General features: G+C 54.3%; 15 protein-coding genes and 2 tRNA genes. 6 read left to right on the plus strand and 11 right to left on the minus strand.

Annotated features, from left to right (window positions below):
* Positions 1-24 precede the first annotated feature (24 nt).
* From KDN35_RS11140 to KDN35_RS11170, 7 genes are all read right to left on the minus strand, one after another.
* A complete protein-coding gene (locus KDN35_RS11140; RefSeq protein ID WP_212132734.1) occupies positions 25-1200 on the minus strand; it encodes a hypothetical protein in 1176 nt (391 codons plus the stop codon).
* Between the two features lie 104 nt (positions 1201-1304).
* Positions 1305-2609 carry a UDP-glucose dehydrogenase family protein gene (locus KDN35_RS11145; protein ID WP_212132735.1) on the minus strand — a complete coding sequence of 435 codons (1305 nt, stop codon included), beginning with the start codon at positions 2607-2609 and terminating at the stop codon, positions 1305-1307.
* On the minus strand, positions 2602-3549 hold the full coding sequence (locus KDN35_RS11150; RefSeq protein ID WP_349290974.1) for a lysylphosphatidylglycerol synthase transmembrane domain-containing protein: 948 nt from the start codon (positions 3547-3549) through the stop codon (positions 2602-2604). Before KDN35_RS11150 ends, KDN35_RS11145 begins: the two co-directional genes overlap by 8 nt.
* 480 nt (positions 3550-4029) lie before the next feature.
* Entirely contained in the window at positions 4030-5556 is a 1527-nt protein-coding gene (locus tag KDN35_RS11155) for a restriction endonuclease (protein WP_212132737.1), read from the minus strand.
* A 679-nt stretch (positions 5557-6235) separates the two neighbouring features.
* Positions 6236-6311, minus strand: a tRNA-Val gene (locus KDN35_RS11160).
* 32 nt (positions 6312-6343) lie between these two features.
* Positions 6344-6420 (minus strand) — tRNA-Ile (locus KDN35_RS11165).
* A gap of 281 nt (positions 6421-6701) precedes the next feature.
* Complete coding sequence (locus KDN35_RS11170) at positions 6702-7262, minus strand: phosphatidylglycerophosphatase A family protein (RefSeq protein WP_171564492.1); 561 nt, start codon at positions 7260-7262, stop codon at positions 6702-6704.
* Between the two features lie 220 nt (positions 7263-7482).
* Here KDN35_RS11170 and KDN35_RS11175 point away from each other — a divergent pair, with 220 nt between their 5' ends.
* Entirely contained in the window at positions 7483-8187 is a 705-nt protein-coding gene (locus tag KDN35_RS11175) for an alpha/beta hydrolase (RefSeq protein ID WP_212132738.1), read from the plus strand.
* Between the two features lie 2 nt (positions 8188-8189).
* On the opposite strand, the gene KDN35_RS11180 is transcribed toward KDN35_RS11175, so the two are convergent.
* Positions 8190-8348: a hypothetical protein gene (locus tag KDN35_RS11180; RefSeq protein WP_171564494.1), complete on the minus strand. Its 159-nt coding sequence runs from the start codon at positions 8346-8348 to the stop codon at positions 8190-8192.
* A gap of 152 nt (positions 8349-8500) precedes the next feature.
* Between KDN35_RS11180 and KDN35_RS11185 the strand changes: the two genes are divergently transcribed.
* Together KDN35_RS11185 and KDN35_RS11190 are read left to right on the plus strand one after the other, a co-directional pair.
* The gene (locus KDN35_RS11185) at positions 8501-9010 is read left to right on the plus strand and encodes a 2'-5' RNA ligase family protein (protein WP_171564495.1); all 510 of its coding nucleotides are present in this window, start codon (positions 8501-8503) and stop codon (positions 9008-9010) included.
* A 110-nt stretch (positions 9011-9120) separates the two neighbouring features.
* The gene (locus KDN35_RS11190; protein WP_171564496.1) at positions 9121-9576 is read left to right on the plus strand and encodes a GNAT family N-acetyltransferase; all 456 of its coding nucleotides are present in this window, start codon (positions 9121-9123) and stop codon (positions 9574-9576) included.
* Positions 9577-9630: 54 nt separating this feature from the next.
* Here KDN35_RS11190 and KDN35_RS11195 read toward each other — a convergent pair whose 3' ends face one another.
* Positions 9631-10473, minus strand: a complete 843-nt coding sequence (locus KDN35_RS11195) for a PHP domain-containing protein (protein ID WP_212132739.1) — start codon at positions 10471-10473, stop codon at positions 9631-9633.
* Between the two features lie 108 nt (positions 10474-10581).
* On the opposite strand from KDN35_RS11195, the gene KDN35_RS11200 reads away from it, so the two are divergent.
* Entirely contained in the window at positions 10582-10944 is a 363-nt protein-coding gene (locus KDN35_RS11200) for a YugN family protein (protein WP_171564498.1), read from the plus strand.
* On the opposite strand, the gene KDN35_RS11205 is transcribed toward KDN35_RS11200, so the two are convergent.
* The gene (locus KDN35_RS11205; protein ID WP_481752773.1) at positions 10935-11840 is read right to left on the minus strand and encodes an MBL fold metallo-hydrolase; all 906 of its coding nucleotides are present in this window, start codon (positions 11838-11840) and stop codon (positions 10935-10937) included. The two genes, KDN35_RS11200 and KDN35_RS11205, sit on opposite strands and share 10 nt — an antisense overlap.
* A gap of 45 nt (positions 11841-11885) precedes the next feature.
* On the minus strand, positions 11886-12521 hold the full coding sequence (locus KDN35_RS11210) for a YitT family protein (RefSeq protein ID WP_212132740.1): 636 nt from the start codon (positions 12519-12521) through the stop codon (positions 11886-11888).
* A gap of 260 nt (positions 12522-12781) precedes the next feature.
* Here KDN35_RS11210 and KDN35_RS11215 point away from each other — a divergent pair, with 260 nt between their 5' ends.
* A complete protein-coding gene (locus KDN35_RS11215; RefSeq protein ID WP_171564500.1) occupies positions 12782-14152 on the plus strand; it encodes a hemolysin family protein in 1371 nt (456 codons plus the stop codon).
* Positions 14153-14636: 484 nt separating this feature from the next.
* A complete protein-coding gene (locus KDN35_RS11220) occupies positions 14637-17003 on the plus strand; it encodes an ATP-dependent helicase (RefSeq protein WP_212132741.1) in 2367 nt (788 codons plus the stop codon).
* Positions 17004-17071 lie beyond the last annotated feature (68 nt).

Genomic DNA, 17071 nt, shown 5'->3' on the forward strand with positions numbered 1-17071 from the left:
ATCCACTTTTCTTATTCTGTTACATTATTTCCCGTATTTTTCAAGCAAGTCGAGCACAGGCTTGATCTGTTTGAAACTCTCATCTGCTTTTGCCTTGTCCTGAGCTTTTACGGCGTCAAGATACTGCTGCGCAAGTTTCTGGAGGGCATCCGCTTTCTCCGCACTGCCGAGAGCCTTCGGCAGATCCGTCTTGATCATATCGATGAACAGAGCTCCTTCGAGCGCGGTGATTGCTGCCTTGTCGTTGCCCCAGTTTTCAACAGACGCTTCATATTCACTCTTGGCTGTCTTCGCAATCGCGCGCACATACGCTTGATTGATTGTGTCGCCTTTGACGTTTTTCACGTCGTTGGAGAGATCGAACTGGCTGTTAATGAAATCCGCATCTTCTTTGTCGTGTTTCTCCAGGTAAGATTGCAGAGATTGGAAGAACGCCCAGCCTTCTGCCTGACCTACTCTCGCGTCATCCGCCTTGCCTTCTTTCACCAGTTTCTCAATCTTGTAGGCGTATCCTTTTTCAGCGCCCGATGCCAGGTAGAATGCTTTCATGATGGATTTGTCGACGACTTGCTTGCCAAGGTTAAACGCGAGATTGTCGCCTTTTTCAATGGCGCCTTCCATCTCGGCAAAACCAGCGTCAATTGCGCTGACGAGTTGTGTTTCATACGCATTGTCGCGCTTCTCGATCATCGCTTTCAGCACGCCGTTATAATATTCTTTTGCTTCGCCCAATTCTTTTTTCGCTTCGTCTTTGTTGGCGAATTGATCATTTGCTCCCTTGAACTCGTTGCGAATGGAAAGGAACGCTACTTTTTGCAGCAATTTATCGCCGATCTGGGCAACAACTTTTGCCGGCAGCTGACCGTCCTTGCCTGCGTTCAAAGCAGCAGTGATTTGTTCATTTACTTGTGCACTGTTCGCTTCATCCATGGATTGAACATGAGATTTTAATTTTTCGTCGTACAGTTTGATCGCTTTGTCCCAATCCACTTGTTCTGCTTTCAAGACTCCTACCAGTTCTTTGGTTGCACCGACAAGATCAGCAACCGCAGATTTCCTGGCCTCCTCTTGCGCAGCCGGTTGTTGTGTCGTTTGGGTCTGCGCATTGTCTTGAGGCTGCGCCGCAGGCTTGTCACCGCATCCAGCAAGCAGCAGGCTCATGACCAAAGCAGTCGTGGAAAGAACTTTTACCGGTTTCATGTTACGAGGTCCCCCTAAGGTGCGTTTTATTGATAATCATTATCACTCTCAGCAAAACTCATTGTAAAGATAATGAGACTCGTTGTCAATTAGCAAAGAAAAAATTATCGGCCAATCGCTATATAATCGAACCCCATCTGCTCCAGTTTCGCTCGTTGATAAAGAGAGCGAAAATCAAACATAACCTTGCGCGACAAGGCCTGAGCTACTCTGTCCAAATCAAGTTGGCGAAACGATGGCCAATCTGTGACGATTACGATTCCGTCCTGGCCGGCCGCTGCTTCGTACTCGTCTTCGGCGTAGAGACACGCATCTCCCCACAGCTGCCTGGCCTCATCCAGCGCCTGCGGATCATACAGCGTCAGTTCTGTCCCCAACTGCAGCAGTTGGTTGATGATGGGAATTGCCGGGGATTGACGCATGTCGCTGGTTCCCCCTTTGAAGGCTGTTCCCAGCACGCCAAGTTTGATGCCGTCCAGGGTGTTGTAATAATCGCTGATCTTCTGGACAGCGTAGCGATGCTGCATGCGGTTGCTCTCCATCACTGCTTCGATGATCGGCAGGGGCATCCCCCTCTCGCGGAAAAAGTGCGCAAAGGCTGCCGTGTCCTTTGGCAGGCAGGAGCCCCCGTAACCAGGACCCGGTTGAAGATAAGCCGGACCAATACGAGGGTCCTGGCCAATCGCCCGAGCGATTGTCAAGACATCTGCACCGACCAGATCACACACTCTGGAAATCTCATTGATAAACGCTACCTTCATCGCCAGAAAGCTGTTTGCGCTGTATTTGATCATCTCTGCTGTCTGAAAGTTGGTATAGATAAACGGTACCTCGCGTTCAATCAACGGCTGATAGATCCGCTGCAACCGCTCGATTGGAGCAGAGCGATCCGTCCCGATCACAACGCGATCAGGCCGCATAAAGTCGGCGATGGCCGATCCCTCCCGCAAAAATTCAGGGTTGGTCGCCACCTCAAAAGAACAAATGCCCGCCAGCCGTTCCCCGAGAAATTCCTTCACTCGCTGGGTCGTGCCCGGCGGGACTGTGCTCTTGATCACGATCAGTTTGTCTTCCGTCATGTGTTCGCTGATGGTGGACACGGCTGCGAACAGGTCGGACAGTTCGACGCTGCCATCAGGGAGACTGGGGGTTCCCACCGCGACAAAAATGACATCAGCGGATCGAATTGCAATGGAAGCATCGGGTGTAAACGTCAACAGTCCCTTCTGCATACTCTGGGCCATCCATTCTTCCAGTCCCGGTTCGAAGAAAGGAACCTGCCCTTTGTTCAGCGATTCGATCTTCTCCTTGTCCACATCGGTACAAACGACAGGCCATCCAAAAGCAGAAAGGCCGACCGCTGTTGTCAATCCGACATAACCCGCTCCCAACACGGCAACCTTATCCATTGCTCTCACCTCTGTTCCGATTCTTGCTGATCCAACTTCTCAATTCGCTCCATGGTATGGGGAGAGCGATCCACGCCCACAGCCCTGCCAGATAGGAAAAGGCAAACTTCCATCCGTGCGTCAGCAATGCCACCTCGTATGCTTGCTGCCAGCCCACACCAGCAGTCACCAGCGAAAACGTCATGACACTCTCATACGTACCCAACCCGCCAGGCGTAAAATGAAACAGCTGCCCTGCGATCGTCATGCTGTTTACCCAGAGACCTTTCAGTACGGAAAGATCGATGGACAAGGCATTCGTCACTCCCAGCACAACAAACGCTTCCAGCCCCCAGCTGGCAGCAATCGCCGCACAGATGAACCATCCTTTGGGGCCCGTAAAGGCTGTTTTGACGATCTGCACATGTTTTTTCAGCAAGGGCTTTTTCATCCCCCAGCGGAGCAAAACAACCAGACCTGCTGCCCCGATACCAGCGACCAGAAACAGAGTCGTCCACGCGTATGCGAGCCCCATCCAGAAGACGCCGATCCCCGCATATGCCGCCAGTACCAACAGATCAAGCGATCGCATCACCACGACAGAATGCAGGGATTCATCCCACTGCACATCCTTTTCTTTCGCCAGCAATCCAATTCGCACGGCGTCCCCTGCCTTGACGGGCAAAACGTGATTGATGAACAAACTGTAGAATTGCGCATACAAAAAGACAGAAAACGCGACATCCTTATTCACATACCATTTCCAGGCAAACGCTCTGAGACAAAAGGCCATCCCGTAGAGGAGCGCCATCCCCGCAAGCGTAAACGGATGGTGAAGCAATGTGAGGAGCTGTCTGTTTATCGCCTTCAGATCCAAGAAGAACACGCACAATCCCACAAATGCGGCAAACAACATCAGTTTACACACAAAAAAAAGCAGACGCTTCCCCATACTCATCATGTCCCTCTTCCCGCCTGGAGGTTTACGCACTTCCGTATTTCCAACAGAAAGATTATAAAGATCATAAAGGCAGTTCGCAATGATTGTCAGCTTCTCCCTGATTTTTCCGCCGGGCCAGAAAAAAACCCCCTGCGTTCCCAGGGGTTACAGTCTGTAGACAAAGTCCGCGGTGTTATGTGTGATGGTTTCCGCTCGCTCTCTTGATGACCAGCGAAGGAGTGGGTAGCGTCCGCTCCAAAACGCGGAACGGGCAGGAGGGCCAACATGTGGGTATTTCGAAGAAGTCAGACTTGTGCCCCCTGTCTTCCTCACGTCCTGCGCTTCTCCGCTGAGGAAGTCGTTAGAGGAGCTCGTCTCGGCCCCCATCACTCCATTTATTCCCCGACTTCGCGTAGCACGATAAGGGGAAGGACAGTGCCTTTCCTAATGTCCTATCGATGTAATACACACCATCAACCAATTTGAGTGAGAAAAGGGAATCTACCTTTGAAGCTGAATGGTTACGTTATAACCAAATTCTTGGAACATGTAAACTAAGTTTGAACCGTCTATCAAGGTAATCGGCTTATCTTTTGCAAACTCTCTAGAGTCATTCCCAAAGTAACTGGTTGTAACTAATATACCTTTTGTAGCCCCTTCCGCCATTAAAGTCCCATAAAGATCCCTGACGGCTGAAACAGGAACCACGTTATTATACCGTTTCGCCTGGATTACAAATTTTCCACCTCTTATCGGATCCGGATCAAAAGCTATTGCGTCGACTCCCCCATCACGACTCGCTTGTGTCACCTTTACTTCTGCACCGTCTTTGGAAAACACCCTGGCAAATAATTCTCTAACTAGGTGTTCAAAATCCTCCCAGTCCATGGTCGCAAGATTCGTTTCAGCGTTTAGACCAGCTAGAACATCTCTGGATTCAACGAACCTTGAATCCTCTTTCTTTATATCAAGAATGGGTCTTACCGGGGCTAGGTGTGCTAATGGGCCAGCGGAAATTCCTTTTAAGTTTCGGAAACATTCTTTGGGATCGACCCTTTCAAGATTTAATGCTTCGAACTCTTCTCGAGATGCCTGACAGGACATTATACAAGAACGAAAGTCATTGCCTGTTTTCGGATCAACACCACTTATCCACCCGTTAAAAACAACCGATTTTACGGCATTGATGTAAACAGATTCAAAGACCTCATGAATGGTTCGAAGGCAAATTTGATATAGAACATTTTCGTAGTAAATCTCAAATTCTTTCTTTTTCATTTCGACACGATCGATAGCTTTGCGAGAAGCAACATACTTGTATTGAATAACTTTGGGTACGGATTCTTGTGATGGTAATTCAAAGGAAATAATGATGGTACCACTTATCGGTTCATACTGAACTTCATAATCTCTTTCTAATCCTTCAGGATATGTAGAGCGTTCGAGTACCATATAAACATACTTTTCGATTGCATCTCCATGTCCTAATTCGAAATCGGTTTTAAACTGATCAATCAATTCGTTTTGTTCTTTCTGTTTAGCTAAAAACTCTTCTTTTCTTTTTTCATATTCTTTCAATCTGGTCTCGAACAAAGTTTTTGCCTCATCTACTTTTTTAAGTCGGGCTTCTTTCTTTGATTTGAAAAAGAATTCAAGGATCCGATTTTCCTTGGGCACATTTAATTCATTCAATATATTATCAAATTTCGGACTTTTTTCGATATCTTCATACTCGTTCTTCTCTTTTAATGCCTCCCAGTTTAGCTTATCATCTACTCTCAAAGTAGATTTGAGAATATTTTTGTAATCCTCAATCAACTTTTGTGCCTGTAAGGTATCAAATTCCGCCTGGCTTTTAAGGTCAGCTATTGCAGCTCGTTCTCTCTCTTTTAATTCCCTTTCTTTCCATTTTCGTAATTGTTCTTCCGCCTTAAATTGAACCTCTGCCTTGGTGGCCCCTTTTATTTCCTTATATACGCCTAAGTAACTATTCGTCACAATAGTACTATAATAATATTTTCGTGCCATACAGATACCCCCTAGCTATGACCGAGTGTCACTATAAATTTTCTCCAATTAGTTCCTTATTCCTACATGTATTATCGAACAAAATCGACAATATTAAAGAACCTCCTCTTAAGGAGGTTCCATTGAGTTCTTAACAAGAAATGAAATAGATACATGTTTTCAGTAATCTCACTTGTCTACATGCAACGCCTTTAGTCAATATGGCTGTATGAGGATAAACAAAAAATTAATGCAGCAACTCTTTATACCTATATCTAACGAAATACAATATCATCCCTACCTTAAGCAAGGTAGAATGTATAATCTGACCCCGATGATGCTTCAGCAATATAATCATCTCATAAAAATTAAAGTATATAGGGCCTTGTGACCAAGAACGTGGCATTGATCAGCCCAACGTATAAAAAAGAAGTTCTCTTTAAAATACCAATCAGTTCCGAAAGTTTTTTGGAGATTGCGAAGGAAAGCTCGTACTACATGATTTTTTCTCATCATAACATCGGGCAATTGAAAGAGGGAAATTCTTGGACTAGCTTGGGGTATGTTAATCTTGAGAAAGGATATCTGGTAAGATGTTTTGATCACTGTCCTAAGGACGGGGATCAGTAGCTCTTTTGGACCACAAAACGAAAAAAATCAAAAAACCCTTGATTTCTCAAGGGTTTCATCTACTTATGTATGGTGATCCGGACTGGGTTCGAACCAGCGACCCCCACCCTGTCAAGATGGTGCTCTCCCAACTGAGCTACCGGATCATGTTATGTAACTTTTACAATCGTCTGTCTCATGGTGGGCCCTGTAGGACTCGAACCTACGACCAATCGGTTATGAGCCGACCGCTCTGACCAACTGAGCTAAGGGCCCGAATCGTACCGGACGCCGATCACATGATTTAATATACCTGATTTCTTTTTCGATTTCAAGAGAAAAAATCAAAATTCCTGTAAAAAATTTTACCGGCATAGAAAGAACCATTCTCTGCCAGCTTCACGTGCAAGAGAATGGCCCTGTTCTCGCTTGGTTTTCCGGTAATGCTTCTGCATCATCTCTGCCTGAATGAGACCGTACTGCTCAAATGAGACCGCATTTCCCAAATGTTTCAGCATTTCGCGAAAGCTGACCCGGGAGCTGTCCGCCCCCCTTTTTCACCCAGCCTGATCCGCTTTCTGTTCCGCAATCCGGATCTCGGCCTGTTTGGCTTGCTCTTCCTGCTCGTCACGCAGGCGGTGGGCCATGCGGCTGGAGGCGTTGGCGGCGATGCTGGCGACGAGGTCGTCCAGGAAGGTGTGGACGCGGCCGGAGCGTTTGGTGTCCAGGCGTTGGATGACGCCGACCTTGTGTTTGTCCAGGTGGCCAAAGGTGGTGACGGCGATGCTGCCGTAGCCAAACACGGAGCCGAGCGCAAGGGTCTCATCGCAGCCGAACAGGCCTTCGTCTGTCGCGATGAGGGTTTGAAGCGGCTCGGACAGCATGCCTTTTTCCGCCAATGTATCCAATTCCACGCCGACGAGGATGGCGTGCTGCATTTCCCTTTTTTCCAAAACGGCTTTTACGCTCTCGATGCAGGGTTCCATGGTCAGGTCGGGATGGTACGGCGACTGCATCAGATAGACGATTTCGGCAATATCCTCTACCGTGACGCCGCGCTCTGCCAGGCGTGTCAGGGCGGCATTTCTGACTTCGCTGCTGTGTACGTGCTTCTTCATTGAGACAACCCCTTCCACGATTGAGTGAAGTCACTTTTTATCATAGTATCATACGCTGGCAGAATTGCGACAATCTTTCGGCTGGAAAGGTTTTTTGTCCGATGGAGGAGTTGGGAAAACATGGCCGGGCGGGTCGCCCCTCCCTCAGTTATGAAAACGATTTCCCTGTCCCCTTGGCTTTCGGTATAATGAACGCAGCCACGAAAAGGAGGACATCCCTGTGCCGCTGAATGAAATCACACTGACGAGCAACTTCCTGGGAACAACGGAACATCTCCTCATCTATACCCCTGAGCGGTACTCCCCGCTCTACTCCTATCCCGTGCTGTACGTGCAGGACGGCGAGGATTACCTGTCGCTGGGCCGGCTGGCGACGCTTCTGGAACAGCTCCACCGGGAAAAAGAAATCCCTGACCTTATTGCTGTGTTCCTGCCGGTGGACAAGTCCCGGCGGTACGCGCGTTACCATCCGGACGGTGATGAGCATCTGGCCTACCGGCGCTTTTTGGCTGTCGAGGCCGTTGGGTATGTGGACCGTCACTACTCCACTCACCCGCTGGGGCAGGCGCGAACGCTGCTGGGCGAGTCGTTGGGCGGCGTCGTGTCACTGTTTACGGCGTTGGCGTATCCGCACACGTTTGGCCAGGTGGCCTGCCAGTCTGCCGCGATGGACGAGGCGCTGAACCGGCGTGTCGCCGAAGCGGAGCTGCCCGCTTCCCTGCACGTCTACCTGGAAGTGGGAACGGAAGAAACGGCGGTGGAAACGTCGCGCGGGACGCTCAACCTGCTCGCGGCCAACGAACGACTGCGCGACATCCTGCAAACAAAAGGGGTCACCCTGGCTTATGAGACCTTTGCGGGTGACCACACGTGGGGATATTGGCAGGCCAACCTGCCGCGCATGCTGCGCGCGCTGTTTGGGTAAACTTACCGTGGCCGTTCTTTTTGCGTGCCGTCTTCCTTTCCTGGCGAGACGAGCGCCTCTTCGAATTCCGCTTTGCGGATGACGGTAATGATTGTAAAGGTGAGCAGCGCCAACAAAAACAAAACGAGGAACATAAAGGTAATCATCATGGCTGTTTTCATGATTATTGGGACACCTCCTTGCTGTTAACAGTCTGTCCCATCGTCGAAGGAATATACGGGTTGACGCATAACATTACACAAATGGCGAATTTTCTGTTAAAATAAGTGGATATGATGGCATGTTCAAAAACGTGAAGAAGGAGGGGTTCCATATGAAATACAGTATCGTCGTATTCCCATCCAGCCAGGTGCAAGAGATCGCCAACTCATACCGGAAACGTTACGACCCGACCTTTGATTTGATCCCGCCGTACATCCGACTGAAAGAGGCGTTTGAGCTGGAAGAAGACCGCCTGCCTAATCTCGTGAGCCACCTCGAACAGGTTGCCCAGTCGACAGATAGCTTTACCGCTCATTTCCACCGCATCTCGACGTTTCACCCGACCAGCAACGTGATCTACATTGCCGTGCAAAACAAGGAGCCGTTTGTGGCCCTGCACGAAAAGATTGTGAAGAAATGTGTCAATACTCCGGAAACATACGCCTACGTGCCTCATCTGACCATCGGGCGCGATCTGTCCAACGACGAGCTGCGCGACGTGACCAGCCAGCTGAGCATGCACAAGATCGACCTGACCTCGGAGATTGACAGCTTCCACTTGATTCGTCCGCTGGAGGACGGCACCTGGAGCGTATACCAAACGTTCCACTTGAAAAAATAACCGTGAGGCGATTATTCTCGCGGGCGGGATAGCAAGCGGGCGTTTGAGCGCAGCCCCCTTCACGGCTTGTGAAAAGAGAACTTCGGCGCAGAGCGAAAGGAAGCGTGACGATGAACCAGGTGTACCAAATCGAGACCGTCCAGTCTGACAAGCAGATGAACGATGCCCTGTCGGTGCGGCGGGCCGTGTTTGTCGAGGAGCAGCAGGTGCCGGAAGAGCTGGAGATTGACGAGCATGACCGGCCGGACACAGGGACCGTTCACTTCGTCGCCTACGCGGGGGAGACGCCCGTGGGAGCAAGCCGTTTGCGGCCGTATGCTCCCGGTGTGGGCAAAGTGGAGCGGGTTGCCGTGGTGAAAAGCGAGCGGGGCACCGGCCTGGGCCGGGAACTGATGCTGGCCGTGGAGCAAGCCGCCCGCCGTCTTGGCTACCACAGCCTCAAACTGAACGCCCAGACCCACGCCCAACGCTTTTACGAAAAGCTCGGCTACCAGGCGCACGGTGACGTGTTTGACGAAGCCGGCATTGAGCACATTGCCATGGTAAAGAAGCTGGATACGAAATAAGTGTAAAAAACAACCCCGCAGTCCTCATCGGACGCGGGGTTTCACTGTGCAGTGTTACCGCTTCCGCATCGCCGCAATCTCCCGCAGCCGTTCCACTGCGGAGACCGGTGCGGTGTGCGTACCCAGCATGGCGTGAAACGGCTCTTCGCCGCGCCAGCCGTGGAAGTCGGAGCCGCCGGTCATGACCAGGCCGTGTTGCTCAGCCCAAGTGCGATACCGCTCCCGTTCGGCCGCGTCGTTGTCCGGGTGCCATACTTCGATGCCGTCCAGGCCAAAGGCGATCAGTTCCTGCACCAGGTCATCGTCGTCGTACAGGCCGGGATGGGCGAGCACGGCGGCACCGCCGGCTTCCTTGATCAGCGTGATTGCCTCCTGGGGCGTGATGCGCGGAGGGTTCACGTAGGCGGCTCCCTCGCGGCCCAGGTACTTGGCAAATGCTTCGTCGATGGAGCCGACCACGCCCAGTTCCACCAGCTCTTCGGCGATGTGGGGCCGGCCGATGTTTTTGTCCTCCCCCTTCTTTCGCCGGTAGACGCTCTCCAGGGTGATCGGGATGCCCAACTCGCGCAGACGGGCGATCATCAGCTTGTTGCGCTCGTGCCGGGTCTCGCGCAGCCCGCGCAGCTTTTCCTGAAACGCCTCGTCGTCGTACGGGATGAAATAGCCGAGCACGTGGATGTCCTGTCCGTTGGCCGCAGAGCTTATCTCCACGCCGGGGATGACCTCGATGTTCCGCCCCGCGGCCGCTTCCAGTGCAGCGGAAATCCCCGCGACGGTGTCGTGGTCGGTGATGGCGACGGCGGCCAGTCCGGCTTCGGCGGCGAGACGGACGTTTTCCGCAGGCTCGCAGGTGCCGTCGGATGCGCGTGTATGGGTATGCAGATCGGCTTGTTTCACGTGATGTTCCACTCCTTCTGGTTTCTCCTGTTTGTAAGTCTGAATCGCCGCTCCTCCACATATGATTAGGCAACACACAATTTTGAGTGGTAGCCAAGGAGGATGTCCATGCGGTTAAAAAGCAAAAACCTGACCGGTGTTGTTCGGCCGCTGTCTTATGTCGACAAAATGCTCCGGCAGCAAGGATTTCACCGTTCCGGCGGCGACAGCCCCCCTACCTACGATGTCGTCATCTACGACTCAGCCACCAGCACTTCGTATTTTCTCCGCATTCCGACCAACTACACCAGCACTACCACCGGCAAGGGAGAATTGACCGTCAAATTGGGCCACCCTTATCTGGAAGCGAAGTTTTACATGCACACGACGGACGATGACCAGTTCGTGATTCCGAAAGAGATCCGCGAAGCCGCCGAGCACAAGCTGGCCGAAATCGCGGACTACTTGTCCCATCCCGCTGCTCAGCGCTGATCGCTCACTTTTCGGCTCCACAGCCATTGATTGGCGGCGAAGCGATAACCCACGCGCTCTTCCTTCATCAGTCCAATCAGGTAGCCCATCAGCGCGGTCCGGTACAGCACGTAGCTCGTGGCGTTTTCGATGGATATCTGCAAGCGTTCACACAGCAAGGCCAGTGTTTGTTCCAGCGTTCTCTCCTCCGCCAGCAGCTCTTCAATCACGTCGTACAGGCGGCGGTGCCAGTGAATGTTTTTCGTCAGGATCGCTTCCGGGGCGGTGGTGTAGGGACCGTGGCCCGGCAGGTAGCCGCGATAGCCGGATTCCAGCAGCTTCACCAGACTGCGCAGAGTCTCATGCGCATCGACGAGAAACGGCAGCTTGTGCTTTTTCAGTGTCTCCTCGCCGAAAAAGCTGTCGGCGGCAAAGCAGATGCCATCGCACACCAGACCCACCTGCTGCCAACTGTGTCCCGGCAAGGCGATGACCTCAAAGCGGACGCCGTCGATGTCCAGCCCGCCATCCACCGGCAGGAGGCGGTCCACCCGGGAGGCTTCCGCCAGCAAAAACTTGTTGCACAACTCCGCCAGCGGTTGGGCCCCCATCCCGAGGTAGATCGGTTCCAACTGCGGGTAGCGGATGATCGCCTCCTCCAGCGGCGGAGCGTATACGACCGCCTCCGGCCAGCAGGTGAGCAGGTAGGCATTGCCGCCGAAATGATCGGCATGGGCATGGGTCTGAACGATGGCAGACAGCGGCTGGGGCAGTGCCTCCAGCCCTTTTTTGATTTTCTTCGCGGTCTGCGTGTCCAATCCGGAATCGATCAGGATGGCGCCGCTTTTTCCCAGAACGAGGCCGATGTTGACGCTGCCGGGAAAGTAGCCGATCCGATCGGTAATCATTTCAGGCATATGTGAAGCCACAGGCGTTCCCTCTTTTCTTGTCTGGCTTTTTGCTTATTTTCTCCACGCGCCTCCCCCATCCCTTCCGATCGGCCCGATTACGACGTACGGCGCCGGCCTGCGGCGAATGCCGCTGAAGACATGGGTGCAGGACGCGACGGCGACAATCGTGATCAGGGAAAAGACGGTGCGTTCCCATCCGATCGCCGGCAGCGAACCGGCGACGATCAGTCCGTCGATGCAGAGAATCAGGAGCGCCACAGGCAGTCCGTACCGCCTCGCCACAAACTGGGCCAACAGGTCGGTGCCTCCCGTGTTGGTCTTGTACGCCAGCATCAGTCCGATGCCGGAGCCGATCAGCGCGCCGCCCCAGACGGCCGAGGCTGGCGTCGACCAGACGTTCCAGGACCGCAGTGGCGAAAAGACATCAATGAAAAAAGAAGAGATCAGCATACCGTGAAAGCTGTGGGCAAACAGGCTGCGGTCGAAGGCGAAGACGAGTGCGTAAACGGGCAGGCTGACCAGAATCATCACCAGTCCCGGGGGCACGTGCAGGTAGTACGTGGCCAACAGCCCCAGGCCGATCATGCCCCCATCCATCAGCTGGTGCGGAACGAGAAACAGGTTGACGCCCACGGCGACCAGCACGCTGCCCGCCAGGATTGCCACGCTTTTTTGCAGCCAGTACACACGCTTCTCCTCCCCGGACAGGGTTTCGCTTAACTCTATGTCAGAGCGGGTGCGGGTATGTATGGCAATTGTGCTGATGTGCCGGCACAAATCGGATGGTTTTGACTCTTCGCTTTTTCTGCTGGTATACTATCCAGTAACAGGATAGGTGCGAATGTTGGCCGTAGGGCGTTCGTACAAACATCATCTGACAATAACAAGTGGAGGTGAATTCTCCTGCTGTCGCAAAAGCGCTAGCGGATGCGAGAGGGGAGACATTATTGGAGAGTCCGATAGGTCCGATAGGGGAGATTGTGTTGAATCTGCTGCTCGTCGGCTTTCTGGTTTTTTTGAATGCCTTTTTTGTCGCAGCAGAATTCTCGCTGGTGAAAGTGCGCCAAACCCGTCTGGCCCAACTGGCAAGCGAGGGAAACAAGCGCGCCGCCTACGCGCAAAAGGTGACCCGCCAGTTGGACGCCTATCTGTCCGCGTGTCAGCTTGGCATTACGCTGGCATCGCTGGGACTGGGGTGGGTAGGTGAACCGGCCGTCGCCCATTTTGTCGAACCCGTTTTGGTTTCTTTAAACCTGCCACAATCCCTGGCAACGCCCATATCGCTGGCGATCGCCTTTGGGTTCATTACCTTCCTGCACATTATTTTCGGGGAGCTTGCTCCCAAGTCGCTGGCGATCCAGAGAGCGGAAACTACCTCCCTCTGGACAGCAGCGCCGCTGATGTTCTTTTACAAGCTCAGCTATCCGCTGATCTGGCTGCTGAACGGCACGGCCAACTTCTTCATCCGGCGGCTGGGCATCGAGCCCGCGGCGGAACACGACTCCGCCCATACGGAAGAAGAGATTCGCCTGCTCGTCAACCAGAGCCATAAAAGCGGCCACATCGACCAGACCGAATTGGCACTGGTGGACAACGTCTTTGCGTTTTCCGAGCGTCTGGCCCGGGAAATCATGATCCCGCGGATTGACATGGTCTGCCTCTACGATGACAACACGTTTGAGGAGAACCTGGAAATCATGCGCCAGTCAAGACACTCCCGGTTTCCGGTGGCCCACGAGGACAAGGACCGACTGATTGGGTTTGTCCACACCTCTGATTTTTACCTGTCGGCTCTCACCTATGGGAAAGCGGAGCTGAAGGATTTTCTCCGCCCGCTTTTGACCGTGCCGGAGTCCATGGAAATCAGCCACGTGCTGCGGCTGATGCAGAAACGCCGTTCGCAGATGGCAATCGTCATCGACGAGTACGGCGGCACCGCCGGACTGATTACCATGGAAGACATTCTGGAAGAGATTGTGGGCGACATTCAGGACGAATTTGACGAAAACGAACGTCCCGATATTGAAAGTTCCAACAACAACGAATGGTCCGTCTCCGGGAAGATGCTGCTCTCTGAGCTGAATGACATAATCCCCGTGGAGATGCACTCCGACGAGGTAGACACGATTGCCGGCTGGCTCTACAGCCAGTTGAACGAAGATGTGGCGGAAGGCAAGTCGGTCCGCTTGCAGGACTACCTCTTCACCATCACCGAGCTGGAAAACCACCGCATCACGCGGGTGAGCATCACCTACGTGGGCGAAAACGCACCACCGACAGAGAGCGACGAGACCGTTCTTTTACCCGCACAGTCGTGACGTATAGACAAAGACTGAAGACAAACTGCAGGAACGATCTTTCCATCGGTGTCAAGCCGAAAGGCCTGCACATTGATCAACCGAAGGTGGAGATAAAGTACATCGCATGGAGTGATGGGCCAAGCGAGCTCCTTTGACGACCGGCTCAGCGGAAAAACGAAGACGCGGGGATAAACAGGGGACACAAGTCTCACTTCAGCGAAACACCCAGATGTTTGCCCCCTGCCCGCGTCGCGTTTTGGAGCGGACTTCATCCGCTTCTTTGCTGGGCGTCAAGCGAGCGAGCGGGCCCGATCATCCATGCGCCACGGACTTTGTCTACACGCTGAAGTGTCCCCTGCCCGCAGGGGGCACTTCTTCTTTCCGGCTGTCGGCGGTACAAGACCGACAGCCCCCGTTTCCATCATCCGATGTTACCATTCACAGGCGTGTCAGCGCGGTAAGTCTGCCGTATCACACGCCGCATTCCGTACGAGGTGTCGCCATGAAAATCGCGCAGCTAGACGACCAGGTCATCCTGCTAACACCCGAGACATACCCTCGCATCCCCGCCTGGCGGCTGGCCGCTCGCCAGGGAAAAGTGCGCTGCCCCGTCTGCGGTTCGCATCTCAGTCTGATGGCGGGAATCAGTGCGGAACCCCGCTTTCTCCATCCCGCGGACAGCGATTGTGCCTGCAAAGGAAGTGACGATGCGGTGCACGAGCGGCTGGCTGCCAGTCCCGAGCTGGCGGCCGCTGTCGCAGCTGCGGCCGATCCCGCTCCGCGTGATGCCAACCCGCGTCAGGCGAACGCCGCCACGGTGGAAGAAGAAGACGGCGAATCGGTGCGGGTCGGCTCCTTTCGCCTGCCCAAACAGCGGACGATCGGCGGCAGCAGCGTGACGCCCGCGCCAAAACCGCCGCTGTTTCGCAAACGGCTGATGCCGAAAACGCGAATCCAACACCTGGCGGAACAGCAGAACGAACCGCTTCATCCCCGCCAGCAGCAGGCTGTCACGACCACGGATGGCCCCCTTCTCATCCTGGCAGGGGCGGGCAGCGGCAAGACGCGCGTGATGACAGCCCGGACCGCCCACCTGATCCGGGACAAAGGCGTCCCTCCCCGGCAGATCATGGTGGTCACGTTTACCACCAAGGCGGCGGATGAGATCCGGCAGCGGCTGGCCCGCCAGCTTCCCCGCGAGCAGGCGCGGGAGCTGATCGCCGGCACGTTTCACGGCATCTTTTACCGCATGCTGCTGTACCACCAGCCGGAACGCTGGGATCAGCGCCGCCTGCTGAAAAAAGATTGGCAAAAGTGGCGGCTGCTCAGGGAAAGCGGCCTGCTCGCCAGCCATCCCGAACTCCTGGGGCAAAAGGAACAGGACGTGCTAGACGCGTTTGGCGTGATTAGCCGCTGGAAAAACGAATACCTGCTGCCCGGCCAGTCCGTCTCGCAGGAAGCGGCAAACGACGCGGAGCGGCAGGCACACGAGCTGTACCCGCTGTACGAACAGGCGAAGCGGACGCTCGGCTGGTTTGACTTTGACGACATGTTGATCGGCTGTTACGAAATGCTGCGGGACGATGCGGAGATCCTGCGCCGCTATCAGGAGCGGATCACGCATGTGATGATCGACGAGTTTCAAGACATCAACCGCATCCAGTACGAAACCGTCAAGCTGCTTGCAGCGCCGCAAAACAATCTGTGCATCATCGGGGACGACGATCAGTCGATCTACGGATTTCGCGGCAGCGATCCGCAGTACATACTTGGTTTTACCCGCGATTATCCCCAGGCCCAAACGATTACGCTGGAAGTGAACTACCGCTCCCGCTCCGCCATCGTCGGGCTGGGCTACTCATTGATCGGCCATAACCGGGCGCGCTGGAAAAAAGACTGCCTGTCGTTTCACAGCGAGGAAGGGGAAACCTATCTGTTTGAGCCGGACGACGAGGAAGAACAGGCCTCGCGGATCGTGGACGAGATCTGCCACCGGATCGAGCAGGGGACCCCGCCCGGCGAGTGCGCCATCCTCTACCGCACCAGCGAGTCGGCCCGGCCGATCCTGGAGCGGCTGAGCGAAGCGGGCATCCCGTTTCACTACACGCAGGAGGAGGACTCCTTTTACCAGCGGCAGGCCGTTCGCTGGACGCTGGGCTATTTGCGGCTTGCGCTGGACCCGGACGATGCCGACGCGCTGCGGGAGATTCTCCCTACCCTCTACATTTCCCAGGAGATGTGGAACGCGGTGCGCAGCCAGGCCATTCTGGAGGATCTGCCGGTCCTGCACGTGCTGCCCCGCCTGCCGCAGTGGAAAGTCTACCAGCGCAAGCACCTGCAAACCGTGACCGACATCCTCGCCGCCTGCCGGGAATGTCCGCCCGCCCAGGCGCTGGAGCTGATTTACGAGGACGGCCGGCTGCGGGACTACCTGAAAAAGCGGGCCAAGGACCGGGAGGACAGCCGGGAGCGCTGGAGCGACGAACTGCAGCAGCTTTTGGCCGCGGCCAGGCGGCACGCCACCGTCGCCGAGTTTTTGCGCCATGTGGAACGCATGGCGGAACGGGAAAAGGAGTGGCGCCATGAGCGGCCACTCCCGGAGGAAGGTGTTCACGTTCTCAGCATTCACCGGGCCAAAGGACTGGAATTCGACCACGTGTTCCTGCCCGACCTGGTGGAAGGCGCTCTCCCTCACGAGTACGCGCTGGACGCCGTGCGCAAGGGAGAGTCGTCCGCCCTGGAGGAAGAGCGGCGCCTCCTATACGTGGCCATCACGCGGGCCCGCCATTCTCTCGCGGTCGGCATCCCCCGCGAGCGGTTCGGCCGGAAAACCAGGCCCTCCCGGTTCATCGCCGAAATGGGCGGATAGCCGGTCCAGTCCCCCGCCCATGTACATCAGCCATTCTTCCATCGACGCAATGATTGGAAACACAACAA

Source organism: Brevibacillus sp. NL20B1 (genome assembly GCF_018195675.1).
GTDB lineage: Bacteria > Bacillota > Bacilli > Brevibacillales > Brevibacillaceae > Brevibacillus > Brevibacillus aydinogluensis.